Annotated in this window: 21 protein-coding genes; 16 read left to right on the top strand and 5 right to left on the bottom strand. The window is 63.1% G+C overall.

The genetic code is table 11. From position 1 onward, the window contains the following. Window positions 1–64: 64 nt before the first annotated feature. On the top strand, window positions 65–682 hold the full coding sequence (locus tag KHO30_RS25585) for a hypothetical protein (RefSeq protein WP_093632963.1): 618 nt from the start codon (window positions 65–67) through the stop codon (window positions 680–682). A 111-nt stretch (window positions 683–793) separates the two neighbouring features. On the opposite strand, the gene KHO30_RS25580 is transcribed toward KHO30_RS25585, so the two are convergent. Continuing rightward, complete coding sequence (locus tag KHO30_RS25580) at window positions 794–1882, bottom strand: zinc-binding dehydrogenase (protein ID WP_211702713.1); 1089 nt, start codon at window positions 1880–1882, stop codon at window positions 794–796. A 90-nt stretch (window positions 1883–1972) separates the two neighbouring features. Here KHO30_RS25580 and KHO30_RS25575 point away from each other — a divergent pair, with 90 nt between their 5' ends. The 9 genes from KHO30_RS25575 (at window position 1973) to KHO30_RS25535 (ending at window position 11976) form a co-directional block, all read left to right on the top strand. Further along, window positions 1973–2884: a LysR family transcriptional regulator gene (locus KHO30_RS25575; RefSeq protein ID WP_211702712.1), complete on the top strand. Its 912-nt coding sequence runs from the start codon at window positions 1973–1975 to the stop codon at window positions 2882–2884. Between the two features lie 26 nt (window positions 2885–2910). Then, window positions 2911–3066: a hypothetical protein gene (locus KHO30_RS25570; protein ID WP_200651577.1), complete on the top strand. Its 156-nt coding sequence runs from the start codon at window positions 2911–2913 to the stop codon at window positions 3064–3066. Between the two features lie 165 nt (window positions 3067–3231). Continuing rightward, window positions 3232–5481: a TonB-dependent receptor gene (locus KHO30_RS25565; RefSeq protein WP_211702711.1), complete on the top strand. Its 2250-nt coding sequence runs from the start codon at window positions 3232–3234 to the stop codon at window positions 5479–5481. A 7-nt stretch (window positions 5482–5488) separates the two neighbouring features. After that, window positions 5489–6250 (top strand): tetratricopeptide repeat protein, encoded by a 762-nt coding sequence (locus tag KHO30_RS25560; protein ID WP_211702710.1) that lies wholly within the window; start codon window positions 5489–5491, stop codon window positions 6248–6250. After that, complete coding sequence (locus KHO30_RS25555) at window positions 6247–6930, top strand: Fe2+-dependent dioxygenase (protein ID WP_200651580.1); 684 nt, start codon at window positions 6247–6249, stop codon at window positions 6928–6930. The genes KHO30_RS25560 and KHO30_RS25555 overlap by 4 nt, the downstream gene beginning before the upstream one ends. Before the next feature lie 355 nt (window positions 6931–7285). Further along, window positions 7286–8077: a 2Fe-2S iron-sulfur cluster-binding protein gene (locus tag KHO30_RS25550; protein ID WP_211702709.1), complete on the top strand. Its 792-nt coding sequence runs from the start codon at window positions 7286–7288 to the stop codon at window positions 8075–8077. 13 nt (window positions 8078–8090) lie between these two features. Then, entirely contained in the window at window positions 8091–9092 is a 1002-nt protein-coding gene (locus tag KHO30_RS25545; protein WP_211702708.1) for an FAD binding domain-containing protein, read from the top strand. Further along, the gene (locus KHO30_RS25540) at window positions 9089–11311 is read left to right on the top strand and encodes a xanthine dehydrogenase family protein molybdopterin-binding subunit (protein ID WP_200651582.1); all 2223 of its coding nucleotides are present in this window, start codon (window positions 9089–9091) and stop codon (window positions 11309–11311) included. The genes KHO30_RS25545 and KHO30_RS25540 overlap by 4 nt, the downstream gene beginning before the upstream one ends. Window positions 11312–11388: 77 nt before the next feature. Beyond that, complete coding sequence (locus KHO30_RS25535; RefSeq protein WP_093632972.1) at window positions 11389–11976, top strand: nucleotidyltransferase family protein; 588 nt, start codon at window positions 11389–11391, stop codon at window positions 11974–11976. Here KHO30_RS25535 and KHO30_RS25530 read toward each other — a convergent pair. Further along, window positions 11973–12890: a LysR family transcriptional regulator gene (locus KHO30_RS25530; protein ID WP_093632973.1), complete on the bottom strand. Its 918-nt coding sequence runs from the start codon at window positions 12888–12890 to the stop codon at window positions 11973–11975. The two genes, KHO30_RS25535 and KHO30_RS25530, sit on opposite strands and share 4 nt — an antisense overlap. Before the next feature lie 174 nt (window positions 12891–13064). On the opposite strand from KHO30_RS25530, the gene KHO30_RS25525 reads away from it, so the two are divergent. The 4 genes from KHO30_RS25525 (at window position 13065) to KHO30_RS25510 (ending at window position 16626) form a co-directional block, all read left to right on the top strand. Further along, complete coding sequence (locus KHO30_RS25525) at window positions 13065–13769, top strand: SDR family NAD(P)-dependent oxidoreductase (protein WP_093632974.1); 705 nt, start codon at window positions 13065–13067, stop codon at window positions 13767–13769. 173 nt (window positions 13770–13942) lie between these two features. Next, window positions 13943–15463 carry a UdgX family uracil-DNA binding protein gene (locus KHO30_RS25520; RefSeq protein WP_211702707.1) on the top strand — a complete coding sequence of 507 codons (1521 nt, stop codon included), beginning with the start codon at window positions 13943–13945 and terminating at the stop codon, window positions 15461–15463. A gap of 185 nt (window positions 15464–15648) precedes the next feature. Further along, on the top strand, window positions 15649–16353 hold the full coding sequence (locus tag KHO30_RS25515; RefSeq protein WP_211702706.1) for a PIG-L deacetylase family protein: 705 nt from the start codon (window positions 15649–15651) through the stop codon (window positions 16351–16353). A 120-nt stretch (window positions 16354–16473) separates the two neighbouring features. Beyond that, on the top strand, window positions 16474–16626 hold the full coding sequence (locus tag KHO30_RS25510) for a hypothetical protein (protein ID WP_165614491.1): 153 nt from the start codon (window positions 16474–16476) through the stop codon (window positions 16624–16626). Window positions 16627–16692: 66 nt separating this feature from the next. On the opposite strand, the gene KHO30_RS25505 is transcribed toward KHO30_RS25510, so the two are convergent. The 3 genes from KHO30_RS25505 to aepX are packed head-to-tail and all read right to left on the bottom strand — an operon-like array spanning window position 16693 to window position 20657. Next, a complete protein-coding gene (locus KHO30_RS25505) occupies window positions 16693–17760 on the bottom strand; it encodes a 2-aminoethylphosphonate aminotransferase (RefSeq protein WP_211702705.1) in 1068 nt (355 codons plus the stop codon). 12 nt (window positions 17761–17772) lie between these two features. Then, window positions 17773–18939, bottom strand: coding sequence for a phosphonopyruvate decarboxylase (gene aepY, locus KHO30_RS25500; RefSeq protein WP_211702704.1), 1167 nt, complete (start codon window positions 18937–18939; stop codon window positions 17773–17775). Further along, complete coding sequence (gene aepX / locus KHO30_RS25495; RefSeq protein ID WP_211702703.1) at window positions 18936–20657, bottom strand: phosphoenolpyruvate mutase; 1722 nt, start codon at window positions 20655–20657, stop codon at window positions 18936–18938. Before aepX ends, aepY begins: the two co-directional genes overlap by 4 nt. A 1181-nt stretch (window positions 20658–21838) precedes the next feature. Between aepX and KHO30_RS25490 the strand changes: the two genes are divergently transcribed. After that, the gene (locus tag KHO30_RS25490) at window positions 21839–23383 is read left to right on the top strand and encodes a methyl-accepting chemotaxis protein (protein ID WP_200622590.1); all 1545 of its coding nucleotides are present in this window, start codon (window positions 21839–21841) and stop codon (window positions 23381–23383) included. 356 nt (window positions 23384–23739) lie between these two features. Beyond that, complete coding sequence (locus KHO30_RS25485; RefSeq protein ID WP_200622591.1) at window positions 23740–24363, top strand: trimeric intracellular cation channel family protein; 624 nt, start codon at window positions 23740–23742, stop codon at window positions 24361–24363. Window positions 24364–24437 lie beyond the last annotated feature (74 nt).

The following is a 24437-nucleotide window of genomic DNA, read 5'->3' as shown; positions in this document are numbered from 1 at the left end:
ACGCGTTCGGCGTCGGAGGATTCGTCGTTCGACGCCGCTTCACTCCACCAGGAAAAGGTTCGCCATGGACATCAAACTCAACTTCATCAACCTCTCCAACGACGTCAACAACAGTCAGATCGTGATCTTTCAGAAAAACGTCTCGACGGATTTCGACGAACTCGCGGTCGCGTGGAAGGTCATCAGCAACTGCGGGCGCGGCGACAATCACCCGTTCGTCTTTCCGCTGCTCACCACCGTTACCGCCAGCGACTCGGACGGTAACTACATGCCGCAAAAAGTCGCGCAGAACGGCCAGATGTTCAGCGTGAGCCGCGCGGCATCCGGCAACGTGCTCGCTATCGCCGGCGCGTCGACGAGCTCGCGCGAGATCCAGTTGCGCAACGATCTGCGCACGGGCGCCATCAGCGCGGGCGTGTTCAAGGACAACCGGCTGCTCGCGAAGAAGACCGGCATCGTGCCTGGGCAGAAGGCCGTGTTCGAGTTCAAGCCGACGCTCTGGATCGGCACCGCCTCGCAGATCGAGCAAGGCAAGGTGATGAATTCGGCCGTGATCTCCGACATCAACACCGAGTTGTCGCTGCTCGGCATTGCACGCTGCGACATCGTGATGACGGGCGGTGGCGGCGGGACCACGGCGGTGCCGTATCAGTTCAAGCTGGCGAATATCGTGATGGGCTGAACGGATGCATCTTCTGCAATGCGGCCGACCCGCTTGATGCGGGTCGGCGCATTTCTCAAAGCTCGGCCAGCCGGATCGCTCGGCGAGGACCGCAGTTAAGCCACTACACGCTCAACCCCACGCTTGCGGCGACGCGCCGTTCACGACCGTGCATTGCAAACCCGACATGCGGCCGGCCGCGTCGATTGCCGCTTCCAGCTCGGCAAACGGATACGACTTCAACTCGACCGCATCGAGCGGAATCTGCCCGGACGTGGCGAGCGAAACCAGCGCGAGATAGTCGGCGCGGGTGTACATGAAGTGGCCGATCAATTCCCAGTTGTTCAACAGCATCTCGCTGTACGGAATCGGCAGGTCCACTTGCATGCTGCCCATCAGCACGAGCCGTCCGCCGCGACGCAGGCTGCGTAGTGCGGCGAGGGTTGCGTTCGCATCGGTGGCCTGCCCGACCATGTCGAATGCGAGATCCGCGCCGCCACCGCTTGCAGCACGAATCGCCGCTGTGTCTTGCGCGGCATCGCCGCTCAGCACGACGGGGACCACACGGCCGCGGCCTTGCTCGACCAGCGCTTGGAGCGGTTCCAAACGCCGGCCGAGCGCGACGACCTTGCTCGCGCCCAGCGCCAGCGCCGCAAGCACGGCCGCCGAGCCGAAGTAACCGCTTGCGCCGTTGACCACCACAGTCTCGCCCGCCGACAGACGCCCTCGCCGCAAACCACCGAAGGGCACCGCGAATTTCGCCAGAACCGCGAGACGTGTGGCGTCGGTCCCGTCCAGACCGTCCAGTGCAATCAGCGTCGACGCAGGGAATTCGGCTACTTCGCGCAAGGTGCCGTGCGGGAACTCAGCCAGCACCGCAGCGCTGTCAGCGCTAATGGCGGTCAGCCCTAACAGCGCCTGCGCCGGCTCGCGCACCGTTTCGTCGGCAATCCAGTACGGATTCACGGCAACGCGTTGACCGGCGCGAAATGCGACCACGCCCTCGCCGACCGCGACGACCCGGCCAACACCATTGGTGCCGGGCGAGAACGGTGTCGGCGGATACGCGTAGGGCAACTTCCCTTCGACATATTCACGCGTGTAGCTGAGCAAGGGCACCGCCTCCATCCGCACCAGCACGGCGTTACGGCGCGGTTGCGACTGGGTCACGTCGCGCAAGGCCAGCGGCTTGCCGGGTTGGTCGAGCATCCAGGCTTTCATGTTGAGCTTCCTTCAGTTCGTTTCGGTGCTTGAACTGTAGAGGCGCGGTACGTATTCTAGAAATCAATTACTCATATGCGACCTATCAACATGATTGATCTCCGCGGCATCGACCTGAATCTGCTGGTTTCGCTCGACGCGCTGCTCGCCGAGTCGAATGTCACGCGTGCGGCCGAGCGGCTGCATCTGACACAACCGGCCGTCTCCACGCAGCTTTCGCGCTTGCGGCAGATCTTCGGTGATCCGCTGCTGCTGCCGGCCGAAACCGGCCGCGGAATGACCCGCACGGCCCGGGCGCTGGAGTTGATGGAGCCGCTTCATGCAGCGTTGAAGAATCTCGAAGCGGTGGTGCGCCATCAGTCTGCCTTCGATCCCATCACGGATACGCGGCGCTTCGTAATCGCCGCGCACGACAACGCCACCGCCGTGCTCGGCATGCGCCTGATGGAACGCCTGCCGGCGTCGGCGGGGCCGGGCGTGCGCGTGGCATTCGTGATCGGCGATCAGCCCACCGCCGCATCGCGGCTCGAAAGCGGCGAGATCGACCTGCTGCTCGGTTCCGACCGGATGATTCCGCCGTCGATGAAAGTCCGCAAGCTCTACGACGAGCATTTCGTGTTCGTGCAGCGCAAGGGCCACCCGCGCGGCGACGCCCCACTCGATCTCGACACCTACTGCGCGCTCGATCACGTGCTGGTGTCGACCAGCGGCGGCAGTTTTCACGGCTTCATGGACGAGCATCTCGACGAACTCGGCCGTCAACGGCGTGTCGCGCTGTCGGTCCAGCACTTCGCGTTGGTGCCGGAGTTGCTGTCCAAAACCGACTACGTTTCGACGCTGCCGTCGCGCTTCGCGGCGCGCTACGTCGACCGGCTCGATATTTTTGCGCTGCCGTTCGAGGCGCGCGGCTTCACGTTGTATGCGGGCTGGCATCCGCGCAATCAGGCCGATCCGGCGCTCGTGTGGCTGCGGGAGATGCTGGCCGAGTTGGCCGCACAGTAGGAAATCGGGCGCGGACAGGGTCCGCCTTGGATCAAAAAACAGAAACAGATAGAAGCGCATCAAGCGCCACAGAAGACACTTTCGGCGACAAAAGTGCAAGCATCCCCACGCCTGCCGAAGCCGCCAAACTCACCCCTTCCCCACTTATCTTCGTCGATCAAGCCTTCAATTTAATGAATTGATACGCGCACTCAACTCCCCACCCGAAGATTTTCTGATGAGAACGCTTCTCAATTACAAGCAGATTGCATAGAATTCAGGCCGCAAACAATTTGTAATAAACATGGAATGTTCGGGTAAGGAATGCGTTATTCACCCGGGCACCAGCACTCATAACGGGGATAAAAATGAAGTTGCGGTCCGACGAACCGAAGCTCGGCAAAATCAGCACGACGCTGTGCAGCATGTTGGCGGCAGGTCCCGCGCTCGCGCAGGGCACGGCCGGCACGGCGCCGCCTGACAAGGAAAGCCAGCTCGCGCCGATCGCCGTGCAAGGCCATGCGGACGACGGCTTCAAGACCGACCACTCGGCGTCGGTCAAATTCACCGCGCCGCTGGTCGACACGCCGAAGTCGGTGACCGTGATTCCGCAGGAGTTGATCAAAAGCACGGGCGCCTCGACGCTGACCGAAGCACTGCGCACGGTGCCGGGCATCACGTTCGGCGCCGGCGAAGGCGGCAATCCGCTCGGCGACCGGCCGTTCATTCGCGGCTACGACGCCCAGGGCAGCACCTTCGTCGACGGCATGCGCGACATCGGCGCGACCACGCGCGAAGTGTTCAACATCGAAAGCGTGGAAGTGACCAAGGGTTCGGACGGCGCCTACGGTGGCCGCGGCGGCGCGGGCGGCAGCATCAACCTGATCAGCAAGACTCCGCATCTGGGCAATTCCGCCGACGGCAGCGCGGGCTTGGGCACCGACCGCTACCGCCGCTTCACCGCCGACGGCAACTGGCAAATGGCCGATCACGCGGCGTTCCGCCTGAACGTGATGAGCCACAACAACGACGTGGCCGGCCGCGACGCGGTCAACAACGAGCGTTGGGGCATCGCGCCCTCGTTCACCTATGGTCTCGGCACACCGACCCGCGTCACGGCGAGCTACTACCACCTCTCCACCGACGACCTGCCCGACAGTGGCATTCCGTACTTCTACACGACCACCAACAAGCCGGCCAACGTCGACACGATCTATCCGGCGAACGTGGACCGGCATAACTTTTACGGCCTGATCGACCGCGATTTCCGCAAGACGACGTCAGACGTCGGCACCGTGCGCATCGAGCACGACATCAACAGCAATCTGACGATCCGCAACACCACGCGTTATACGAAGTCCACTCAGGACTACATCTGGACGCAACCGGACGACAGTCAGGGCAACGTCGTGAACGGCATGGTGTGGCGCCGCGCGAATACGCGTGCCAGCGACGTCTACAGCCTTGCGAACCAGACCGAACTGTTCGGCGAGTTCAGGACCGGCTTCCTGAAACACAGCTTCACCACCGGCCTCGAACTGTCGCGCGAAACCAGCGTGAATGATTCGTACACCGTTGCAACGGCCACCGGTGCGATCTGCAAGACCAAGGGCATCGGCGCGGCGTCAGGCTATAACTGCACGAGCCTGTGGTCGCCGAATCCGAACGACCCGTGGGCCGGCTCGGTCAAGCAAACGAACGATCCGAGCGAGCAGCGCACCACCACCAAATCGCTGTATGCGTTCGATACGATCGAACTCACCAAACGCTGGCAGGCCAACGTCGGCTTGCGCGTCGACGATTACTCGACCGATTTCCGCAACACGGTGGCCAACGGCGGCAAGCGCACCTCGCGCGACGACACACTGTTCAACTACCAGTTCGGCCTCGTCTTCAAACCGGCTTCGAACGGGAGCGTGTATGCGTCGATCGCGACTTCGTCGACGCCGGCCGGCGCCCTGCTCGGCCAAGGCAGCGAAACGCAATCGCTGACGCCAGCACGTGGCGGGGTCGGTGCGAACGCGGATCAGCTCGCACCGGAAAAGAACCGTAGCGTCGAACTCGGCACCAAGTGGAATGTGCTCGACAACCATCTCTCGCTGACGGGCGCGCTGTTCCAGATCGACACGACCAACGCCCGCGTCACGCTGCCGAACAACGAATACGCGATGGTCGGCAACAAGCGCGTGCAAGGCTTCGAGTTCGGCGTGGCCGGTCAGTTGACGAACAAGTGGCAGGTGTTCGGCGGCTACACGTACATGAAGAGCCAGTTGCGCGACAACGGCAAGACCACCTCGGATAACGGCCACCAGTTCCCGAATACGCCGAAGAACAGCATCAGCCTGTGGACCAACTACGACGTGCTGCCGAAGTTCACGATCGGCGGCGGCGCGTTCTACATGTCGCAGGTGTACGGCGACACGGCGAACCTGCGTGCGGTGCCGTCGTACTGGCGCTTCGACGGCATGGCGACGTACCGGATCAACAAGAAGGTCGACCTGCAACTGAACGTGCAGAACATCTTCAACCGGACGTATTACGACCAGGCGTATCCGGCGCACTACGCGTCGATCGCAGCAGGCCGCTCCGCCTTCCTGACGCTTAACGCGCACTACTAGGCACGGCATGACGGAACAGGTAACGCTGAAGGCGCTGGCGAGCGTGTCACATGACGAGCTCGCCGCGATTCTCTCCGGGCCACCGGCCACCGCTGCCGCGTGGGTGGCGGCGGCCGCGCATAACGGCATCGTCGAAGCGCAGGCAGTGTATGGGCAATATCTGCTCGACGGTCATGGCGTGGACCGCAACGCCGAGGAAGCGTTGAGCTGGTTCAAGCACGCGGCCCGGCAGGATCATCCGATGGCGATGAACATGTTGGGCCGTTGCTATGAGCACGGTTGGGGAACCACCGCGTGCGCGCCGGTGGCGGTCTACTGGTACCGCCTCGCGGCGCAGGCCGGACTCGACTGGGGCATGTACAACTATGCGTCGGCGCTGGCGCTCGGCAATGGTGTGGCGTGCGATCGTGCACAGGCGCTGCAGTGGTTCAGGCGCGCTGCCGAAATGGGTCACACGAAGTCGATCAACTTTATCGGCAGCTTTTACGAGGACGGCTGGGAAGTCGATGCCAACGCAAACATCGCGCTCGACTATTACCGGCGTGCAGCGGTGGGCGGCGATTTTCGCGGCCAGTTCAACTATGCGCGGCTACTGGCTGAACACGGCGAGATCGATGCCGCGCTGACGTGGCTGCGGCGCGTGCCGGTGACGGCAACGCCCGCGTTCGTCGAGAAAATGCAAACGTGGCTGGCCGCCTCGCCGGTGGCCGCATTTCGTATGCTGGCTGAAAAGATCAATCAGGAGATCAACGAAGAGGTGCGCGCATGATGCTGCATCTGCAAGGCGTACTCAGCAAACAACAGGTCGCGCAATGCCGCGAAATCCTCGACGCGGCGCCATGGATCGACGGCAATGCGACTTCCGGCGAACAGTCGGCGCAGGCCAAGCGCAACCAGCAATTGCCCGAAGGCTCCCCCGCCGCGCGCGCGATTGGCGATGCGATTCAGGACGCGCTCGGCCGCAATCCGCGCTTCTTTTCCGCCGCGTTGCCGCTGAAAGTCTTTCCGCCGCTCTTTAACCGCTATGCAGGCGGCGATGGTTTCGGCACGCACGTGGACAATGCGATCCGCCAGTTGCGCGGCACCGACTTTCGCATCCGCAGCGATCTGTCGGCCACGCTCTTTCTGGCCGAGCCGGAGTCCTACGACGGCGGCGAACTCTGCGTCGAAGACACCTACGGCGTGCATCGCGCGAAGCTGCCGGCAGGCGACATGGTGCTCTACCCCGCTTCGAGCCTGCATCACGTGAGCCCGGTGACGCGTGGCGTGCGGGTCGCGTCCTTCTTCTGGATTCAGAGCATGGTGCGCGACGACGGCGAACGCGCCATGCTGTTTCAACTCGACAACGACGTACAACGCCTCGCGGCCGAGAAAGGTTCGAACGATGCAACCGTGGTAAGCCTCACCGGCATCTATCACAATCTGCTGCGCCGCTGGGCCGACGCCTGATCTGGCGGACTCCTCGTCCCACACAAAACAGTCTTTCTTTTTGCACACAGAAAGAAGGCACGTCCGCGTATTTACTTTCCTGTTCGTTAAGCGCAACGTGCGTGGTTGACGCGCGTCGCTACTTTCCTGGTTGCGCTCTCCGGGATTCGATTCGCTTCGCCGTGCCCGGATAGCCGGGTCGCAGCGGACCCCGTTGCGCCGCGTCGGCAACCAGTTGCATTCGCAACGGCACCGAAATTGCTGATAGCGATGAGTCACACCACGACGCTTCGGAAGCCAACGCGGGGTATCCGCACGATGGCTATCCGCATGTCGCCAGCCTGCATTGACCTTTCAATGGAGCCAGCAGACCGTCATGTCCACGAAGAACGAACGTCCGGATTCGGACGACACGCCCGCCGCCACGCCACCCCGACCATCACGCCGCCGCTTTCTGCAGTCGGCTGCCGCGGCCGCCACAGTCGGCGCGGCGCCGCATCTGCGCGCGCAAACACAAACCCCCACCCCGGCCGCGCCGCCCGCGGAGGTGCGCGCACCAGTGCCGGGCCGTCCGGTCACGCTGACCATCAACGGCCTCGCTTACACGCTGCAACTCGAACCGCGCGTAACCTTGCTCGATGCGCTGCGTGAATACGCAGGCCTGATGGGCACAAAGAAAGGCTGCGACCGCGGACAGTGCGGCGCATGCACGGTGATCGCCGACGGCCGTCGCATCAATTCCTGCCTGACGCTCGCCGTGATGCATGAAGGGGAAAACATTACGACGGTGGAAGGACTCGCCAGCAACGGCGTGCTGAGTCCGTTGCAGCGCGCCTTCATCGAACACGATGCGTTCCAGTGCGGCTACTGTACGCCCGGGCAGTTGTGTTCCGCGACTGCCCTGCTGAACGAATTCCGTAACGGCACGGCCAGCACCGTGACCGCCGATGTCCGCAGCCGGCCTCCACAACTTTCCGACGACGAGATTCGCGAACGCATGAGCGGCAATATCTGTCGCTGCGGAGCGTATGTGAATATCGTCGCGGCGGTGCGCGCCGTGCATGAAGGCGGTGGGCAGAACGCTGCAAGCGGCAATGGCAACGGCATTGGTGGCATCGCCAGCAGTGTCATTGACAGCGACAGCAGCGATCACCGCCACAACGCCTGACGGAGCGACCAGCATGGATGCGATCTCTTACGAACGCGCCGGCGACGTCGCCGGCGCCGTGCGCGCGGCGCAGCAACCGGGTGCGGTGTTCATCGGCGGCGGCACCAATCTGCTCGACCTGATGAAGGGCGGCGTGGCGCGGCCGCTGCGGCTCATCGATATCACGCACATCGGCGGACTCGATACGGTCACCACGCTGCCCAATGGCGGCATCCGTATCGGCGCCCTGGTGCGCAACAGCGATGCCGCCAATCACGCGCTGGTGCGCGAACAATATCCGTTGCTGTCGCAAGCGTTTCTGGCAGGTGCTTCAGCGCAGTTGCGCAATATGGCGACCGTCGGCGGCAATCTGATGCAGCGCACGCGCTGCGGCTACTTTTACGACACCGCCTTCACGCAGTGCAATAAGCGCATACCAGGCAGCGGTTGCGCGGCGCTCGAAGGCCACAATCGCACGCAGGCGATTCTCGGCGCGAGTCCGCAATGCATCGCCGTGAATCCGTCGGATATGAGCGTGGCTCTCGCCGCGCTCGACGCCGCCGTGCGTGTAAGCGGCCCATCAGGCGAGCGGACGATTCCGTTTGCTGACTTTCATCGGCTTCCCGGTGACCGGCCCGAAATCGATACGACTTTGCAGGCGGGTGAGTTGATCACCGCTGTCGATTTGCCGCCACCTTTGTTCATCGCGAACGCCCACTATCTGAAGGTGCGTGACCGGGCCAGTTACGCATTTGCGCTGGTCTCGGTAGCCGCCGCGTTGCAGATGGACGGCGACCACGTGAAAACCGCACGCATCGCGTTGGGCGGCGTCGCGCACAAACCGTGGCGCGCGAGTGCGGCCGAGCAGATGCTCAACGGCCAGCCGCTCACGCAGGCGAGGTTGCATGACGCCGCAGCCGCCGCGCTACGCGATGCGAGGCCCCAGCACGAGAATGCGTTCAAGGTGCAGCTCGCGCAACGCGCGATCGTGCGCGCAGTAAATCTGGCCGCGGGCCGCAGCGGAGGTGTCGCATGAATCTGATCGGTCAACCGCTCGACCGCATCGACGGTCTGCTGAAAGTCACCGGCGAAGCGCGCTACGCCGCCGAGTTCCCCGAGGCGCGGCTTGCGCATGCGGTGCTGGTCACCAGCACGATTGCAAGCGGCACGATTGCGTCGATCGACGCGAGCCGCGCGCAGGCATTGCCAGGCGTGCTGCTGGTGATGACGTATCAGAACGCGCCGCGCCTGCCGAATGGCGGCAAGCCCGCGTTGACGCCGCCGGCAGGCAGGCGGCTGTCACTGCTGCAGGACAACCAGGTTCACTACAACAACGAGCCGGTCGCGGTGGTGGTTGCCGATACGCTCGAACATGCCACCGATGCCGCGCGCCAGTTGCGCATCACGTATCAGAGCAGCGCCGCGGTACTCGATTTCACGCAAGCGAAGCCGAACGGACATGCGCCCGACAAACCACAAGGCCGCACAACCGACACGCAACGCGGCGACTTCGAGGACGGGTTGCGCAGCGGCCCCGTCCACGTCGATGCCGTCTACACCACGCCGATCGAGCATCACAACCCGATGGAGCCGCACGCCACGATGGCGCACTGGGATGGCCCGCAACTCACGCTCTACGACTCGACGCAAGGCGTGAGCAATGCGGCGCAGGCGGTCGCCAAGACGTTCGGCATGTCGCCCGGCGACGTGCGTGTGATTTCGCCTTTTATCGGCGGCGGCTTCGGTTGCAAGGGTTCGTCGTGGTCGCACGTGTCGTTGTGCGCGATGGCGGCGAAACAGACCGGGCGCCCGGTGCGTCTCGTGCTCGAGCGGCCGCAGATGTTCGGCTCCGTCGGCGCGCGGCCGCGTACCGAGCAGCATTTCACGCTTGCCGCGCGGCACGACGGCACGCTGACGGCGATGCGCCACGACAGTACGTCGAACACGTCAATGTTCGAAGACTGGACCGAGACCTGCTGCATGGTCACGCGCATGTTGTACGCTGTGCCCAATCAGATCACGACGCACCGGATCGTGCCGATGAATCTCGGCACGCCGACCTTCATGCGCGCGCCCGGCGAGACGACCGGCTCGTTCGCGCTCGAATCGGCAATGGACGAACTCGCTGTCGCGTTGAAGATGGACCCGCTCGCGCTGCGTCTAAAGAATTACGCCGATGCCGATCCGCAGGAAAACAAGCCGTGGTCGAGCAAATCCTTGCGCGAGTGCTATCAGATCGGCGCGGAGAAATTCGGCTGGTCGCGGCGCACTGCCGCGCCACGCTCGATGCGCAACGGCAATACGCTGATCGGCATGGGCATGGCCACCGCCACCTATCCGGCCAACCGCAGCGAAGCTGCGGCCATCGCTCGGATTCTGCCGGACGGCAGCGCCATGGTTGCCTCCGGCACCCAGGACCTCGGCACCGGCACCTACACGGTGATGACCCAGGTGGCCGCCGACGCCCTCGGCTTCGCGCCGGAAAACATCCACTTCGCACTCGGCGATTCGTCGCTGCCGAAAGCGCCGGGGTCGGGCGGCTCGCAATCGGCGGCGAGCGTTTCGCCCGCTGTGCGCGAGGCCGCAAGCCAGGCGCGCAACCAGCTGATCGCCTTGGCGCTCGCCGACGAAGCCTCGCCGGTGCACGGCATCGCGCTCGACGACATCACGGTGGAAAACGGCTGGGTCATGAGCCGTTCGCAACCGTCGAAGCGCGATCCGGCGGCGGCGATCATCGCGCGCTCAGGCGGCAAACCGATCGAGGCCACCGCGACGGTCAAACCCGGCGATGAACGGCAGAAGTACTCGCTTCACTCGTTTGGCGCCGTGTTTGCCGAAGTCCATGTCGATGCCGACCTCGGCACGATTCGCGTGGCGCGTGTGGTCGGCGTGTATGACGTGGGGCGCGTGCTGAACCAGAAAACCGCGCGCAGCCAGATGCTGGGCGGCATCGTGTGGGGCGTGGGGGCGGCGCTCCAGGAAGACACCTCGCTCGACACGCGCTATGGGCGCTTCACCAACGCGAATCTCGCCGAGTACCACGTGCCGGTGAATGCCGACATCGGTTCGCTCGACATCACGTTCATCGATCGACCTGATCCGTACGTCAACTCGGTCGGCGTGCGCGGCATCGGCGAGATCGGCATCACCGGCGTGCCGGCGGCCATCGCGAACGCGGTGTATCACGCGACCGGTGTGCGCGTGCGCGATCTGCCGGTGACGCTCGACAAGGTGATGGGGACGATGCGCGCATAACGGCTGATGCATTGCCGCTTGCCTGCCGATGCGTTGCATCGCACAATCGGGCACGTCCCCTCTATCGGTGCCCGTCCATGGCCTACGCCTCGCTCGCTACTGGCGTGTTGCTCGCCGCCGGCTTCGGCTCCCGCTTCGACCCGGACGGCCTGCACAACAAGCTCCTCGCCCAGATGCCCGACGGCACGCCCGTCGCGCACGAAGCGGCGCACCGGCTGCTAAGGGTCGTCTCGCATGTGCTGGCCGTGGTGCGGCCGGGTTCGGACGCCCTCGCGCGCCTCCTGAACGACGCCGGCTGCGACGTGGTGTTCGCCGAGAGCGCCAATCGTGGCATGGGTGCGAGTCTCGCCGCCGGCATCGAGGCCTGCGAAGACGCCGAGGGCTGGATCGTCGCGCTTGCCGATATGCCGCGCATTGCCACCCCGACGATCGAAGAAGTGGCGCGTGCGCTCGACGGTGGCGCTTCGATCGTCGCGCCGTTTTATCAGGGCCAGCGCGGCCATCCGGTCGGCTTCGGCATCGAGCATCGGGACGCATTGATCGCGCTCGACGGCGACACCGGCGCACGCGCGCTGTTGACTTCGCAGCGGGTCATGCGGCTGGACGTCGACGATCCCGGGATTCTGCGCGACGTGGATACGCCGGAAGATCTGCGCAACGTTTAACCCGATGACACCTGCTGACGGCACATTCTAAGAATCAGTTGCCGAAGCCAACGATGCACCGGGTCATTCTCCAAACGCGGATGCCACATCTGGGAAACCGTAAAACCCTCAGTCGCCACAGGAAGCTCGAACGCGCAGACGCTGGCAGCTGCGCCGGGCTGAGTGTTCACAAAAGAGGCCGGCAGAAGCGCGACCAGATCGGACGCTCGTGCCACCGCTAACGCGGCCGGAAAGCTCGGCACAACCGCTATGGTCGTTCGCTCCAAACCCGCCAGGGCAATCGCAGCGTCAAGCGTATCGATTGTCTGGCGACCGTACGGCGCGACGACGTGGCCATACGCTGCGTATTGCTCGATCGACACGTCCTGTTTCAGGTCCAGCGGATGCCCCTTTCTGACAACACCGAGGTAGCGGTCTCGAAACAGGGCCTGCACGCGAATTTCAGGCCCCATATCCTCCTGAACACCAATCTCGAGATCGGCGGAGCCATTGCGCAGATATTCCGCGTTCTTCTCCGGCTTGGACGAAAAGTGCAAACGCACAAACGGCGCCAGTGCAGTCACTTCTGCAATCAATGGCGCGCCGAAGGCTTCCACGAAAGCTTCGTTGACGCGAATCGTCAGGGTTCTGCGCAAGGTTGAAAAATCCAGCGCCGCGGGGGACGGACGCAATAAGGAACGCGCCTCCTGAACGATATTTTGTGTTCGCTCACGGATCTCCTCGGCATACGGCGTCAGCACCATCTGACGCCCGGCCCGGACCAGTAATGGATCGCCAGTCGCGGCACGCAGGCGAGTCAGCGTGCGGCTCATTGCCGACGCACTCAAATGCAACGACCGGGCCGCGCGCGTCACGTTTTTCTCGGCGAGCAATGCATCGAGCGCGAAAAGGAGATTCAGGTCCGGTTCAGGCATTTTTTTATCGTAGTCAGCGAAGGGGAGATAAGGCGTCTGATGCAGATATTAGTTGCATTCAGCGCGGCTTCCGCCATTCCCTGTGCATCGCTATATTGGTTTGAACGATTTACCTACGAGGATCGCTCTCGTTACGTTCAGGTTCGGGAGCGGCTTCGTTTACCGGGAATGCCAATGCAAAACACACATTCACAGAAAACCGTCCTTCTGATCGGCGCCTCGCGCGGCCTTGGATTTGCGATGGTCGAGGAGTATTTGAAGCGCGGCTATCAGGTCATCGCCACCGGACGAACCGGTTCGACCGACAAGCTTCGGCAGGTCGCGGAAGCCGCCGCCGGCGCGCTCGAAGTGGAAATTGTCGATATCACAATTCCCGAGCAGATCGCAGCGTTGCGCGCCCGTCTTGCAGATCGGTGTTTCGATGTGCTCTTTGTGAACGCAGGCGTCGTCAACGAAAATGGTGAAACGATCGCGGACGTCTCGACCGAGGAATTTGTGCGGGTGATGGTAACGAACTCGCTGAGTCCGATGAGAGTCATTGACGCGTTTCAGGATCTTGTCCCGCCGACTGGAACGATCGGTGTCATGTCGTCTGGGCAAGGCAGTCTCACGAATGCCACCAACGCGAATTACGAAGTCTACCGGGGAAGCAAGGCCGCACTGAATATGTTCATGCGGACCTTCGCGGCGCGCAGCGCCGAGTCTCCGCGCTGCCTCCTGCTGATGGCGCCTGGATGGGTCCAGACAGACATGGGTGGTCCTACGGCGCGCTTGACCATCGGGGAAAGCATTCCGAACCTGGTCAATACGATCGAGGCTTATGAAGGGCGCGCCGGCCTGCATTACCTTGATTACCTCGGGAGGGTTGTTCCCTGGTGATGGGCCTGCGAACGTGTCTCTGCCTCAGTCGCAATGACATGCGCCCGTTGTTGCGTCGGCTTGATCCGGCTGACTTGATCCAGACCGGCGTTTTAGCGCATACTGTATATTCATACAGTATTTTGGCCGCATAGGTACACGCATCTCGATGCGCGTATCCACGGCGCGTCAGCATGAAACGCATTTCGATCGAACCGTCTTTCGCCATATGGCGGCGCGCCGCGCGGGTGCTGCTGCAGCAAGGTGTCGAGCCCTCGCAGATCGAGTGGGTTGAGTCTGAAGGTAAAGCCGGGGCGCCGGGCGTGCTGGCTACTGAGTCCGCCTTCGCGACGGCGAGCGCCTCCGAGACAGTAGTCGCCCCTGCCGCCGTCTTCGCCACGCCCGCGATTCCCCGCGAACTGCTCTCCTGGCTGAAAACGGCGGCTTGCTTCCGTGCGCCGGACCGCTGGGCGCTGCTGTACCGCGTCCTGTGGCGCTGGACGCGCGGCGAGCGCAACGTCCTCGATCTCGACGACCCCGACGGCGCGCTGCTGGATCAACGCATCCGGACTATCGAACGCGAAACCGAGGATCTGCTGACACTCACCTTGTTCAGACGGCGTGATCCGTCGATGGAGCCGCCCGAATTCGTCGGCTGGTACGAGCCGCATCATGACTTGCTGGAGCGCGCCGCCGAGCGGTTCGCCAAGCGCACGGGCAATTCCACGTGGATGTTCGCCACGCCGCACGGCGCGGTGTTCTGGAACGGCATGCTGCTGCGCACCGACCGGCCGCTCATGGCGGAATGCGAGCAAGCCGCGCCGGTATTAGAGGCCAACGCCATGACCGGCGAAGCCATCACCAGCACCCCCACGGAAGCGCTCTGGCTCGCGTACTACTGCAATGCCTTCAATGCCCAGCCATCGCCTGTGCCGCTGCGCTACTGGAGAAGGCCGCCCGCGGGTCCACCGTTGCCTGCACACCTCGCGCGCGAACGCAGTCGTCTCGGCGCGCAAAGCGCGGCCATCACCGTTCCGCCCATGCCACCGATTGAGTATTCAGCCGTGACGCCCCCTTTGCGGGAACCCACTGGCCCGCTCGCCACCTGCCGGCGCTGCGCGTTATGGCGCAACGCGAAGCAGGCGGTTGCGGGCGCCGGGCCCGCGCCTGCCGCGATCATGGTGATCGGTGAACAGCCGGGCGAGCACGAGAACCAGCACGGCGAGCCCCTCACCGGGCCGGCCGGTCAACTGCTGGACACCGTGCTGGCGCACGCCGGACTGAAGCGCGAGGCGCTGTATCTGACGTATGCCGTCAAGCATTACAAATGGGAAACGCTCGACCAGCAGCGTGTTCATCGCACGCCCGTGTGGCGCGAAGTCGAGGCTTGCCAGTACTGGCTGGAAAAAGAACTAGCGCAGGTCGCACCACGCGTGGTCGTCACACTGGGCGCGACGGCGTTGCAAACGCTGACCGGCCCGCACGTCAATCTGTCCGAATACCTCGGGCAAACCATCGCTCACAACGGCCGCCTGATCGTGCCGACCTGGCATCCGTCGTATGCACTAGGAATGACCGACGCCACGTTACGCGACGACGTCGTGGCGACCATTGCGGCGGCGTTCAGCCGCGCGGCGGCGCTGGCGGCGTTGGCGGGAGACAACCCGCCCGCTAAAGGTGAGCATGTTCGGGATATGCCCGTTGCACAACGGTGAGCCTCTGCGGGAACCCACAGCAGAACCGGCCCACTCAGGCATGCCGCTTGCGTCGACCACTCCGGTTACACAAGTCGCGACAATTCCGCCTAAGCTGATGTGACGCCGCCAATCCAGCAAGTTTGTCGCGCGCAATATCGAAGCTTCGAATGCGGCCCCGCGCGTTTCGAAACTACCCATGTCCCATGAGCGAAACCAGCCCACGCCTTTTCATCGTCTCACCCCATTTCGACGACGCCGTCTTCAGTTGCGGCGCACTACTCGCCGCCCATCCTGACGCCGCGGTCTGCACGGTGTTTGCCGCGCCGCCCGAGCACGAAATGCATACCGAATGGGATCAGAAATCGGGATTCGCGAACGCCCGCCAGGCCACCCACGCCCGCACGCTCGAAGACAACCTCGCCCTGGAAGTGCTCGACGCGATTCCGCTACGCATGCCGTTTCGCGGCAGCCAATACCTGGACTCGCCGTCGATTAGCAAGCTGGCGGCCGGGCTTGAAGAGACCATCTACCGCACGACCGCGAACACGCTGCTCATGCCGCTCGGCCTGCATCATGACGATCATGTGCTGGTGTTCGAAGCCTGCTGCGAAATCCTGCCGCGCCTGTCGCATCTCACGTGGTTCGCCTATGAGGACGCGATTCACCGCCGCACGCCCGGCGTCGTGCAGGCGCGGCTCGCCGACCTCGCGCAACGCGGCGTCGTCGCGACGCCCGCCTATCCGAGCGTCGGCCACACCATCGATCTCCCTCGCCGCACGCAGCTCAAACGCGAAGCCGTGAACGCTTACGCAAGCCAGCTGCGCGCCTTCGGCGCGGGCAATTACGACGACGTTTTCGACACCGAACGCTACTGGCAATTGAGCGTGGGTCGCCGCAGGAAAAAGTAAGGGGTGCGCGGCGTGCTGGATCGCCTACGCTAGAAGGAAACGGCTGGCGTGTGGGTGAACTCGACCGACAGCGGCCGTACCACTCGCTTTCCGTTCGCCTCTCAACTCAAAGGTGATGCAATGAGCTACGACATGCATACCAGCCCGATTCCCGACCCGAACGCCGATCCGAACCGGGATCCGGAAGCCGATCCGCTCGTGCCGCCGTCGCCGGGTCATCACACCGAGGAGCCGCAAAGGCCGGATGGACCGCCGGACAAAGACCCGGTGTGACGGCACGGTGCGCGTGTTACCGGATCGCTACCGGACCACGACAGCACGCGCGACTGATCGCGTGCTTTAGCGCGTCAGCTCGCTAAAACCTTGCAGCAGACGGTCGATGTCGGCGGCATGGATGTTGCCCATCGTCGAGATGCGGAACAGCTCGGCCGACAAGCCGCCTTGACCGGCATAGATGACAAAGCCGCACGCCTTCAGCGCGTCGTGCAGTTGCGGGTACGCCACGCCGTCCGGCAGGCGATACGCGCGCAGCACCACCGACGACTGCTCCGGCGGTAACACGCTGCCGATGCCCCGCTCCGCGAGACCCGCGCGAGCCTGCTCGGCGAGCGCCGCGTAACGCGCGTGGCGCGCCTGCCAGCCGCCTTCGTCGGCGAGTTCGCGCAGCGCTTCGACCAGCGCGTAATACGCATGGACCGACGGCGTGAACGGCGTATTGCGCTGATCCTGCAGACGCGCGAGGCGCCCGAGGTCCAGATAATACGTGCGGCTCGCCGCCTGCGCGAGCGCCGCGCGCCGCACCAGCACGAACGACGCGCCCGGCACGCCATGCAGACACTTGTTCGCGGTCGCCGCGACGGCGTCGAGACTGGTGTCGGCGAAATCGATCGCTTCCGCGCCGAAACTGCTGACGCCATCCACCAGCAAACGCAGACCGCGTTCGCGGCACAGCGCACCGAGCGCTTGCAGATCGTTCAGACGGCCCGTGGTTGTTTCGTGATGAATCACGGCGACGTGCGTGAACGCCTTGTCCGCGTCGAGGCGTTCGGCGATCTTCACGAGATCCGGCGCCTGCATCCAGTCGTGTTTCAGCGACTCATGCGCGATGCCGTATTGCGTGGCGATCTGCGAAATACGCTCGCCGTACACGCCGTTTTCCACGACCAGCAGCTTGCCGTTTTGCGGCACCAGCGCGGCGGTCATGCTTTCGACAGCAGCCGTGCCGGAACCGGTCATCAACACCGCTTGCCATTCGCCCGCGTCGAGGCCGTATAGATCGACCAGACGCGTGCGCGCCTCTTCCTGCAAGTCGAAAAACTCGCTTTCACGGTGGCACAGATCCGTTTGCAACAGGCTGTTGCGGACACGTTCGGTGAGCGTCACCGGGCCGGGATTGAGCAGCAGCATCGAGCGCACTCCTTAAGCGGCGCCGATGTGGCGCATCAGGCGCGTCTTCACATCGGGCGGGGTGATAGTGGGACGCGGCAGGCCATCGGGCGTACCGCGGCGAATCGCCAGTCGGGCGAAGCGCGGACCATGGGTCGACGGCGCTGTTTCGAACAGTTCGTCGATCACGTTGACGTCGTCGCTTTCAACCGCCGACGCGTAACCGCACGCCGCAGCCACACCCGCAAACGAGACTTGCGACGACACCGTCGCCTGGCCGCCGGTCGAGTCGTGCGCGCCGTTATCGAGCAGCACGTGCGTGAGATTCGACGGACCGTACGCGCCGAGCGTCGCAAATGCGCCCATGCGCATCAGCGCGGCGCCGTCGCCGTCGAGCGCGACCACGTGCAGGTCGGGGCGGGCAAGCGCGAGACCCAGCGCGAACGGCGTTACGCAACCCATCGAGCCGACCATGTACAACTGGTTGGGACGGTCGTCGATGGCATAGAGTTCGCGGCCGCAGAAGCCGGTCGACGCGAGCACCACCGTCGATTCGAGCGGCGTGTGCGCGATGACTTTCTGCAGCGCATCGTGACGCGAAGCCAGTTCATTCGCCGCGACGTTTTTGAACTGCGAACGCGGCGCGACCGGCACGCGGCGAGCACCGGCGGCGCCCTCTTTCAACTCGTACGGCGCCACGCTGCCCTTCTGCATCACGAGCGCGTACGGCCGGCCGGTTTCATCCATATGAGCAATCGCACGATCCAGCGCCGGGCCGATCGCGTCGGCTTCGGTCGGGAAGGTCTCCCACGGAATCTCCATCGTATCGAGCATCGCGGGCGTGACCGGGCCCATCAGCGCGTGCTGCGGTTCGTCCGCGACGCCGGGTTGCCCGCGCCACGTCACGATCAGCAACTGCGGCAGACGGAAGGTCCACGTGAGCGAAGTCAACGGACTCACCGCATTGCCGAGGCCGGAGTTCTGCATCATCGTGATGCCGCGCCGGCCGTTCTGCGCGCCGAGCGTGACACCGGCGATCAACGCAACCGCATCGCCTTCATTGGCGGCCGAGACGTAATGCAGCGATTCGTCCTGCAACACGTAGTTGATGAACGGCGTCAGATACGAGCACGGTACACCTGCATACCAGTCGAAGCCGCGCTCACGCGCCGCCTCGACGAACTGTGCCGCCTCGATCATTGCGCGGCTCCGCTGGCTGCGTCGTTCCGGTTGTCGGCTGCTGCTGCGAACGGCGCTTGTGCATGCGCGAAATCGCCGGCACGACGGAAGTCTTCCAGATCGTTCACACCGCGCCAGTGGCCGTGCACGTATTGCACTTCGATCGATTCACCCGCTTCGATCAGCGCGTTCAGCAGCGCGGGCATATCGAGCGAATCGAAATCCGGGCGCGCCTGCAGTTTGCCGAGTACCACTTGCAAACGCTCACGTCCTTCGCCGCGCACATTCAGCAGACCGACCCAGCGGCCATGCGGCGTTTGCGAAGCGATGGCGGACGTTGCCTCCTGCCCGCTCGACACATGACGCAGCGTGACCTTGTTGCCGAACAGCCCGCGATCGTCGGCTGCCGAGCACCATGCGAAGTCGCGCACGCTGGCGTTTTCCGCATCGGTCAGCGACGAATCGACCACCACGCTGAACGCGGCTTCGCTCTCGACCAGGTCGCGCAGAATGTAGCTGCGGAACAGCAGGTCGCCGTAGGAGATGACCGTATCGCCCGCGAGCTTGTCGACTGCGCAGGCGAGCGACGCCAGTTCGCCGGTTTGCGCGTGACGTTCGTTGACGACCAGCTTGATGCCGGCCGTATCGATCGCATCGGCACGATACCCGCCGACCACGGTGATGTCGTTGACGCTCTGCTTCTTGAACGCATCGATGAGCCAGCGCAACAGCGGCTTGCCCGCGATCGGCAGCATGACTTTCGGACGATCTTCGGTGACGGCTTCGAGGCCCTTGCCGCGGCTGGCCGCGAGCACAATGGCGGAGCCCGCCGAGCGGCCGCTCGACAGATAGCGGTCTTCGGCTTCCGAGTATTCGTCGGCGTCTTGCAGACGGAAGATTTCGTTGACGGCGGCGATGCTGTCTTCGACATTGACGAGCGTTTCGCTCGAGTGGATTTCCTTGGCGACGGCCTGCATGGCCGAGGTTGCTGCGCGGATCAGATGATTTGCCCAGATAACCGTGCTGATGCCGGCTTCGCGGAACACTTCGGTGGGCGTGCTGTAGTACTTGGTTGGCACGATGACGAGCGGCCCGCGTCCGGCCCACTCACGCGCGAACTCGAGGATTTCATCGGGACGCGAGAGCTTGCTGTGAATCAGGATCGCGTCGGCGCCGGCTTGCCGATAGGCTTCCGCGCGACGCAGTGCTTCGTCCATGCCCCAGCCGGCGATCAGTGCTTCGACGCGCGCGACGATCGAGAAATTTTCATCCGACTGCGAGTCTTTACCGGCTTTGATCTTGCCGCAGAACTCGTCCATATCGGCGAGCGGCTGCGCTTCGCCATTGATGAAGCTATTCGTTTTCGGGAATTGCTTGTCTTCGATGCAGACGCCGGCGATGCCGCGTTGTTCGAGCTTGCGCACGAGACGTCGCACGTTGTTGAAGTTACCGTAGCCGGTGTCGCCGTCGAGGAGGATGGGCAGATCACTGGCGTCGGCCATGAATTCGAGGTTGTCGACGACTTGCGTCCAGCTGGCTTCGTTGTTGTCGCGCACGCCGAATTGGGCGGAGATCGCGAGACCCGAACCCCAGATCGCCTTGAAGCCGGCTTCACGGACGATACGGGCGGAGAGACCGTTGTGGGCCTCCATCATGAATTCGAGTTCGTTGCTGACGAGCATCTGGCGCAGGCGTGCGCTGCGGGAAGCGGAGACGAAAGCAGGTTCGCGGGCGTTCATTTTCTTTACTCCTTGTGGCGGGCTTATTGATGCTCTTTTGTTGCCCGGCTGGTACTGGAAAATGGCGACTATAGCTGAAATCGTTTTTATCCGGTGTTGAAGTGGTATTGGGGTTTTTTGATGTTGCTGTTAAGTGGGGAAATGTGTTGTTTTTTGCATTTCATGCAATGGTGATTAGGTTTGGATTTTTTTGGCGTTATGTGGGGAAATGTGATTGGGCCCCTGCGGAGCAGGGGTTTGGGGTTGCTGTTTCGTTTTTCTTATTTGATTTTGGTGTTTTTGGATTTTATTTGTTTATTCTGGCTATGTATTAACTTTGGTATTGGTGGCGCTTTTGTCAGTTTTATTAGGGCTTTGGCCTTTCCTTGAATTGTTAGTGGTCTATTAGTGTTGCCCCTGTGCGGGGCGGCACTTACTTTCTTTGCCGCCGCAAAGAAAGATAAGCAAAGAAAGCGGCTCAAACCGCTAATGCTAAGTGGGCACCGTAGCGTGCAAGTGGTAGTGGTGCGACTGGAATCTGTGTTCGTGCCCCTGCACGTACTTGTGACAAGGGCGTCATACTTCCGGCGGCGCCGCGCGCGCCGAAGAGCCGTTCATAAAACCACCCTCTACGTTTTAACGTCCACGCATCGCCGAGGCGAAGCCGACGGCCCCCGTCGCGCGCGCAACCGAAGCCCCTGGTTTCCCCTGCAGACCCGTCCGCGACGCACGCAGTGCGGAGTGGGAGCTGATGACTCCTTTGTCACTAACGCCGAATGTGCGAGAGCACGGATTCCAGTCGCACCACTACCCCAGGCAAACCACGGTGCCCGCTTAGCAGGGGCTTCTAGCTGCTTTCTTTTGCCTACTTTTCTTTGCAGCCGGCAAAGAAAAGTAGGTGCCGCCCCGCACAGGGGCAACGCTAATAGACCACTAACAATTCAAGGAGAGGCCAAAGCCCCAGGAACACGGCCAAAAGCGCCGCGCAGGCAAAAAAAACCAAAAACCCCGGATATAGTCAGACAAATAAAACAGCGGGTTTCCCCTCCCCTGCGGAGCAAACAAAACCAAGCCGTAAACACAGTCAGCAACAAGCCACTCGCTGCAAGCGAAAAAGCAAAGAGTGAAAAAACGAAAGAGCAAACCCTGACCGACCACCTCGCGAAAGCGAAATCAAAAGCGAAAGCAAGAACCCCATTGCCATGACTCTGAACAAAAAACTAGCCTCAATGATCGCGGTCCTCTGGACCGGCCTGATCCTGATCGGCGGCTTCGGCGCATGGCAAAACCGTGCCTCGATGATCTCAGACCGCCGTGATCAACTGGTCGCGCTGATTGACCAGGCCAATCACATCGTCAACCGCTACTACTCCCTCGCCCAGCAGCACGCGATCACCGAAGACGAAGCCAAAAAGCAGGCGCTCGCAACGCTCGCCGCCATGCGCTACGGCAAAGACGGCTATATCTCCGTCAACAACTCGCAATCGGTCATGCTGATGCACCCGATCAAGCAGGAACTGGTCGGCAAGAACATGGCGCAATTTACCGATCCGGCCGGCAATCATCTGTTCGTCGATATCGTCACCGCAGGCAATCACGAAGGCGGCGGCTATGTCGACTATCTATGGTCCAAACCCGGCAGCGACAAACCCGTGGCGAAAACCAGCTTCTCACGCCACTTCGAACCGTGGGACTGGTATCTCGTCACCGGCATGTACATGGACGACGTGCAGCGCGCGTTCTACGCCAACCTGTTGCGCTGGCTCGTCATCACCCTGACGCTCGGCGCGATCGCCACGACCGTCATGCTGCTGGTGTTGCGCAGCATCCGCCGCACGCTCGGCGGCGATCTCGAAGTCGCGGTCGAAGCGACTCAACGGATGGCGGACGGCAATCTCGCCACGCGCGTGCCGCTGCAGGCAAACGACACCGGCGGCAGTCTCTTGCACGCGCTTCACACCATGCAGGCCGGTCTCGTCGATACGGTTTCGCGCGTGCGTCTCGGCACTGAAAACATCAATATCGGCGCAACCGAAATCGCCGCCGGCAACACGGATCTGTCGCAACGCACCGAGGAACAGGCTGCAGCGCTCGTCCAAACGGCGTCGAGCATGGATCAGATGACGGTCAACGTGAAGCAGAACGCGGACAGCGCGCTGCAAGCGGCGCAACTCGCCGGTCAGGCAGCGGATGTGGCCACGCGCGGCAGCCGCGTCGTCGACGACGTGGTCCGCACCATGGGCGAAATCACCACCAGCTCGCGGCAGATCGGCGACATCATCGGCGTGATCGACGGCATCGCGTTCCAGACCAACATCCTCGCGCTCAACGCAGCGGTCGAAGCGGCTCGCGCGGGCGAACAGGGCCGCGGCTTCGCGGTGGTCGCCGCAGAAGTGCGCAGCCTCGCACAACGCTCGGCTACGGCCGCGAAGGAAATCAAAGCGTTGATCGAAACGTCCACCCATACCGTCGAAGCCGGCGCGTCGCTGGTCGCCAACGCCGGTTCGACCATGGGCGAGATCGTGCAGTCGGTGCGCCGCGTGAACGAAATCCTCGAGGAAATCAGCAACGCCTCGCGCGAACAAAGCGCGGGCATCGAACAGGTCAATCGCGCAGTCGGCGAAATGGATCAGGTCACGCAGCAAAATGCCGCGCTCGTCGAAGAAGCCGCCGCCGCGGCCCATTCGCTGAAGGATCAGGTGGGCGTGTTGCGCGAGGCAATCTCGAGTTTCGCTCTGCCTGCCTGAGGCTGCCGGCTCTTTTAGGCAGCGGGATATAAGCAGAAGAGGGGCAGAAAAAAAGAAGGCGCTCGACAGGCAGAGAGCGCCTCTTTAACACGCCGCGTCGGAGTCGACGCACTAATCGAACGAGCCAGCCGCGCGGATTTTCAAGTCCACGCGGCTTTTTTGTGTTCAGCGAACGCTTACCGCGCCCGATTGCGCAACCAGGTTAAGCCGAATTTGGCATCGCCGAATTCGGCTTAAGGCATTTTCATCAGGACCCGCCGCTTCCGATAATGGCCGCTTTCCAACGCGCGCCTCGCGGCAAGCCCCCATGCGGGGCCCGCCCTCTCGCTAGCGCCGTCCCACCAAGGCTCGCCGTCATGCTGCTCCACCTCCTCTACCTAGTGGCGATCATCGCCGAAGCCATGTCCGGCGCATTGATGGGCATGCGCCGCGGCATGGACCGCTTCGGCCTGTGCCTCGTCGGCACCGTCACCGCACTCGGCGGCGGCACGGTGCGCGACGTGCTGCTCGGCCACTATCCCCTTGCATGGATCTCGCATCCAGATTACGTTCTGATTACAATCGGGGCAGCGTCGATTGCCGCGGCGAGCGCCAAATGGCTGCGCAACTGGCAACGGCTGTTCGTCACGGTCGACGCAATCGGCCTGATCGCGTTCACGGTTATCGGTTGCGACGTCGCCGCGACACTGGACGTGAGCCCGGCGATCGTCGTGCTGGCCGGCGCGATTACCGGCGTGTGCGGCGGCATGCTGCGCGATGTGCTGTGCAACCAGATGCCGCTCGTGTTGCGTGAGGAGTTGTACGCCAGCATCGCACTCGGCGCCGGGGCGCTGTATGTCGCACTACAAGCCTGCGACGTGGCGCCGGCGCCGGCCTCGATCGTGGTGCTGGCCGTTGGTTTCGCGGTACGCATGCTGGCCGTGCGGTTTCGCTGGCAACTTAAGGTATTCACCGCCGCCGATTCGGGCGGCGCAGGTTAATCCCGCTGCACGCCACGCGCGTGTGGCTTTCGCTCGAGGAGCACGCTCGACAGTCACGCGCAACAGGACATCGG

This window comes from Paraburkholderia aspalathi (assembly GCF_905220735.1).
Lineage (GTDB): Bacteria > Pseudomonadota > Gammaproteobacteria > Burkholderiales > Burkholderiaceae > Paraburkholderia > Paraburkholderia aspalathi.
This window is presented reverse-complemented; position numbering and strand designations above follow the sequence as displayed.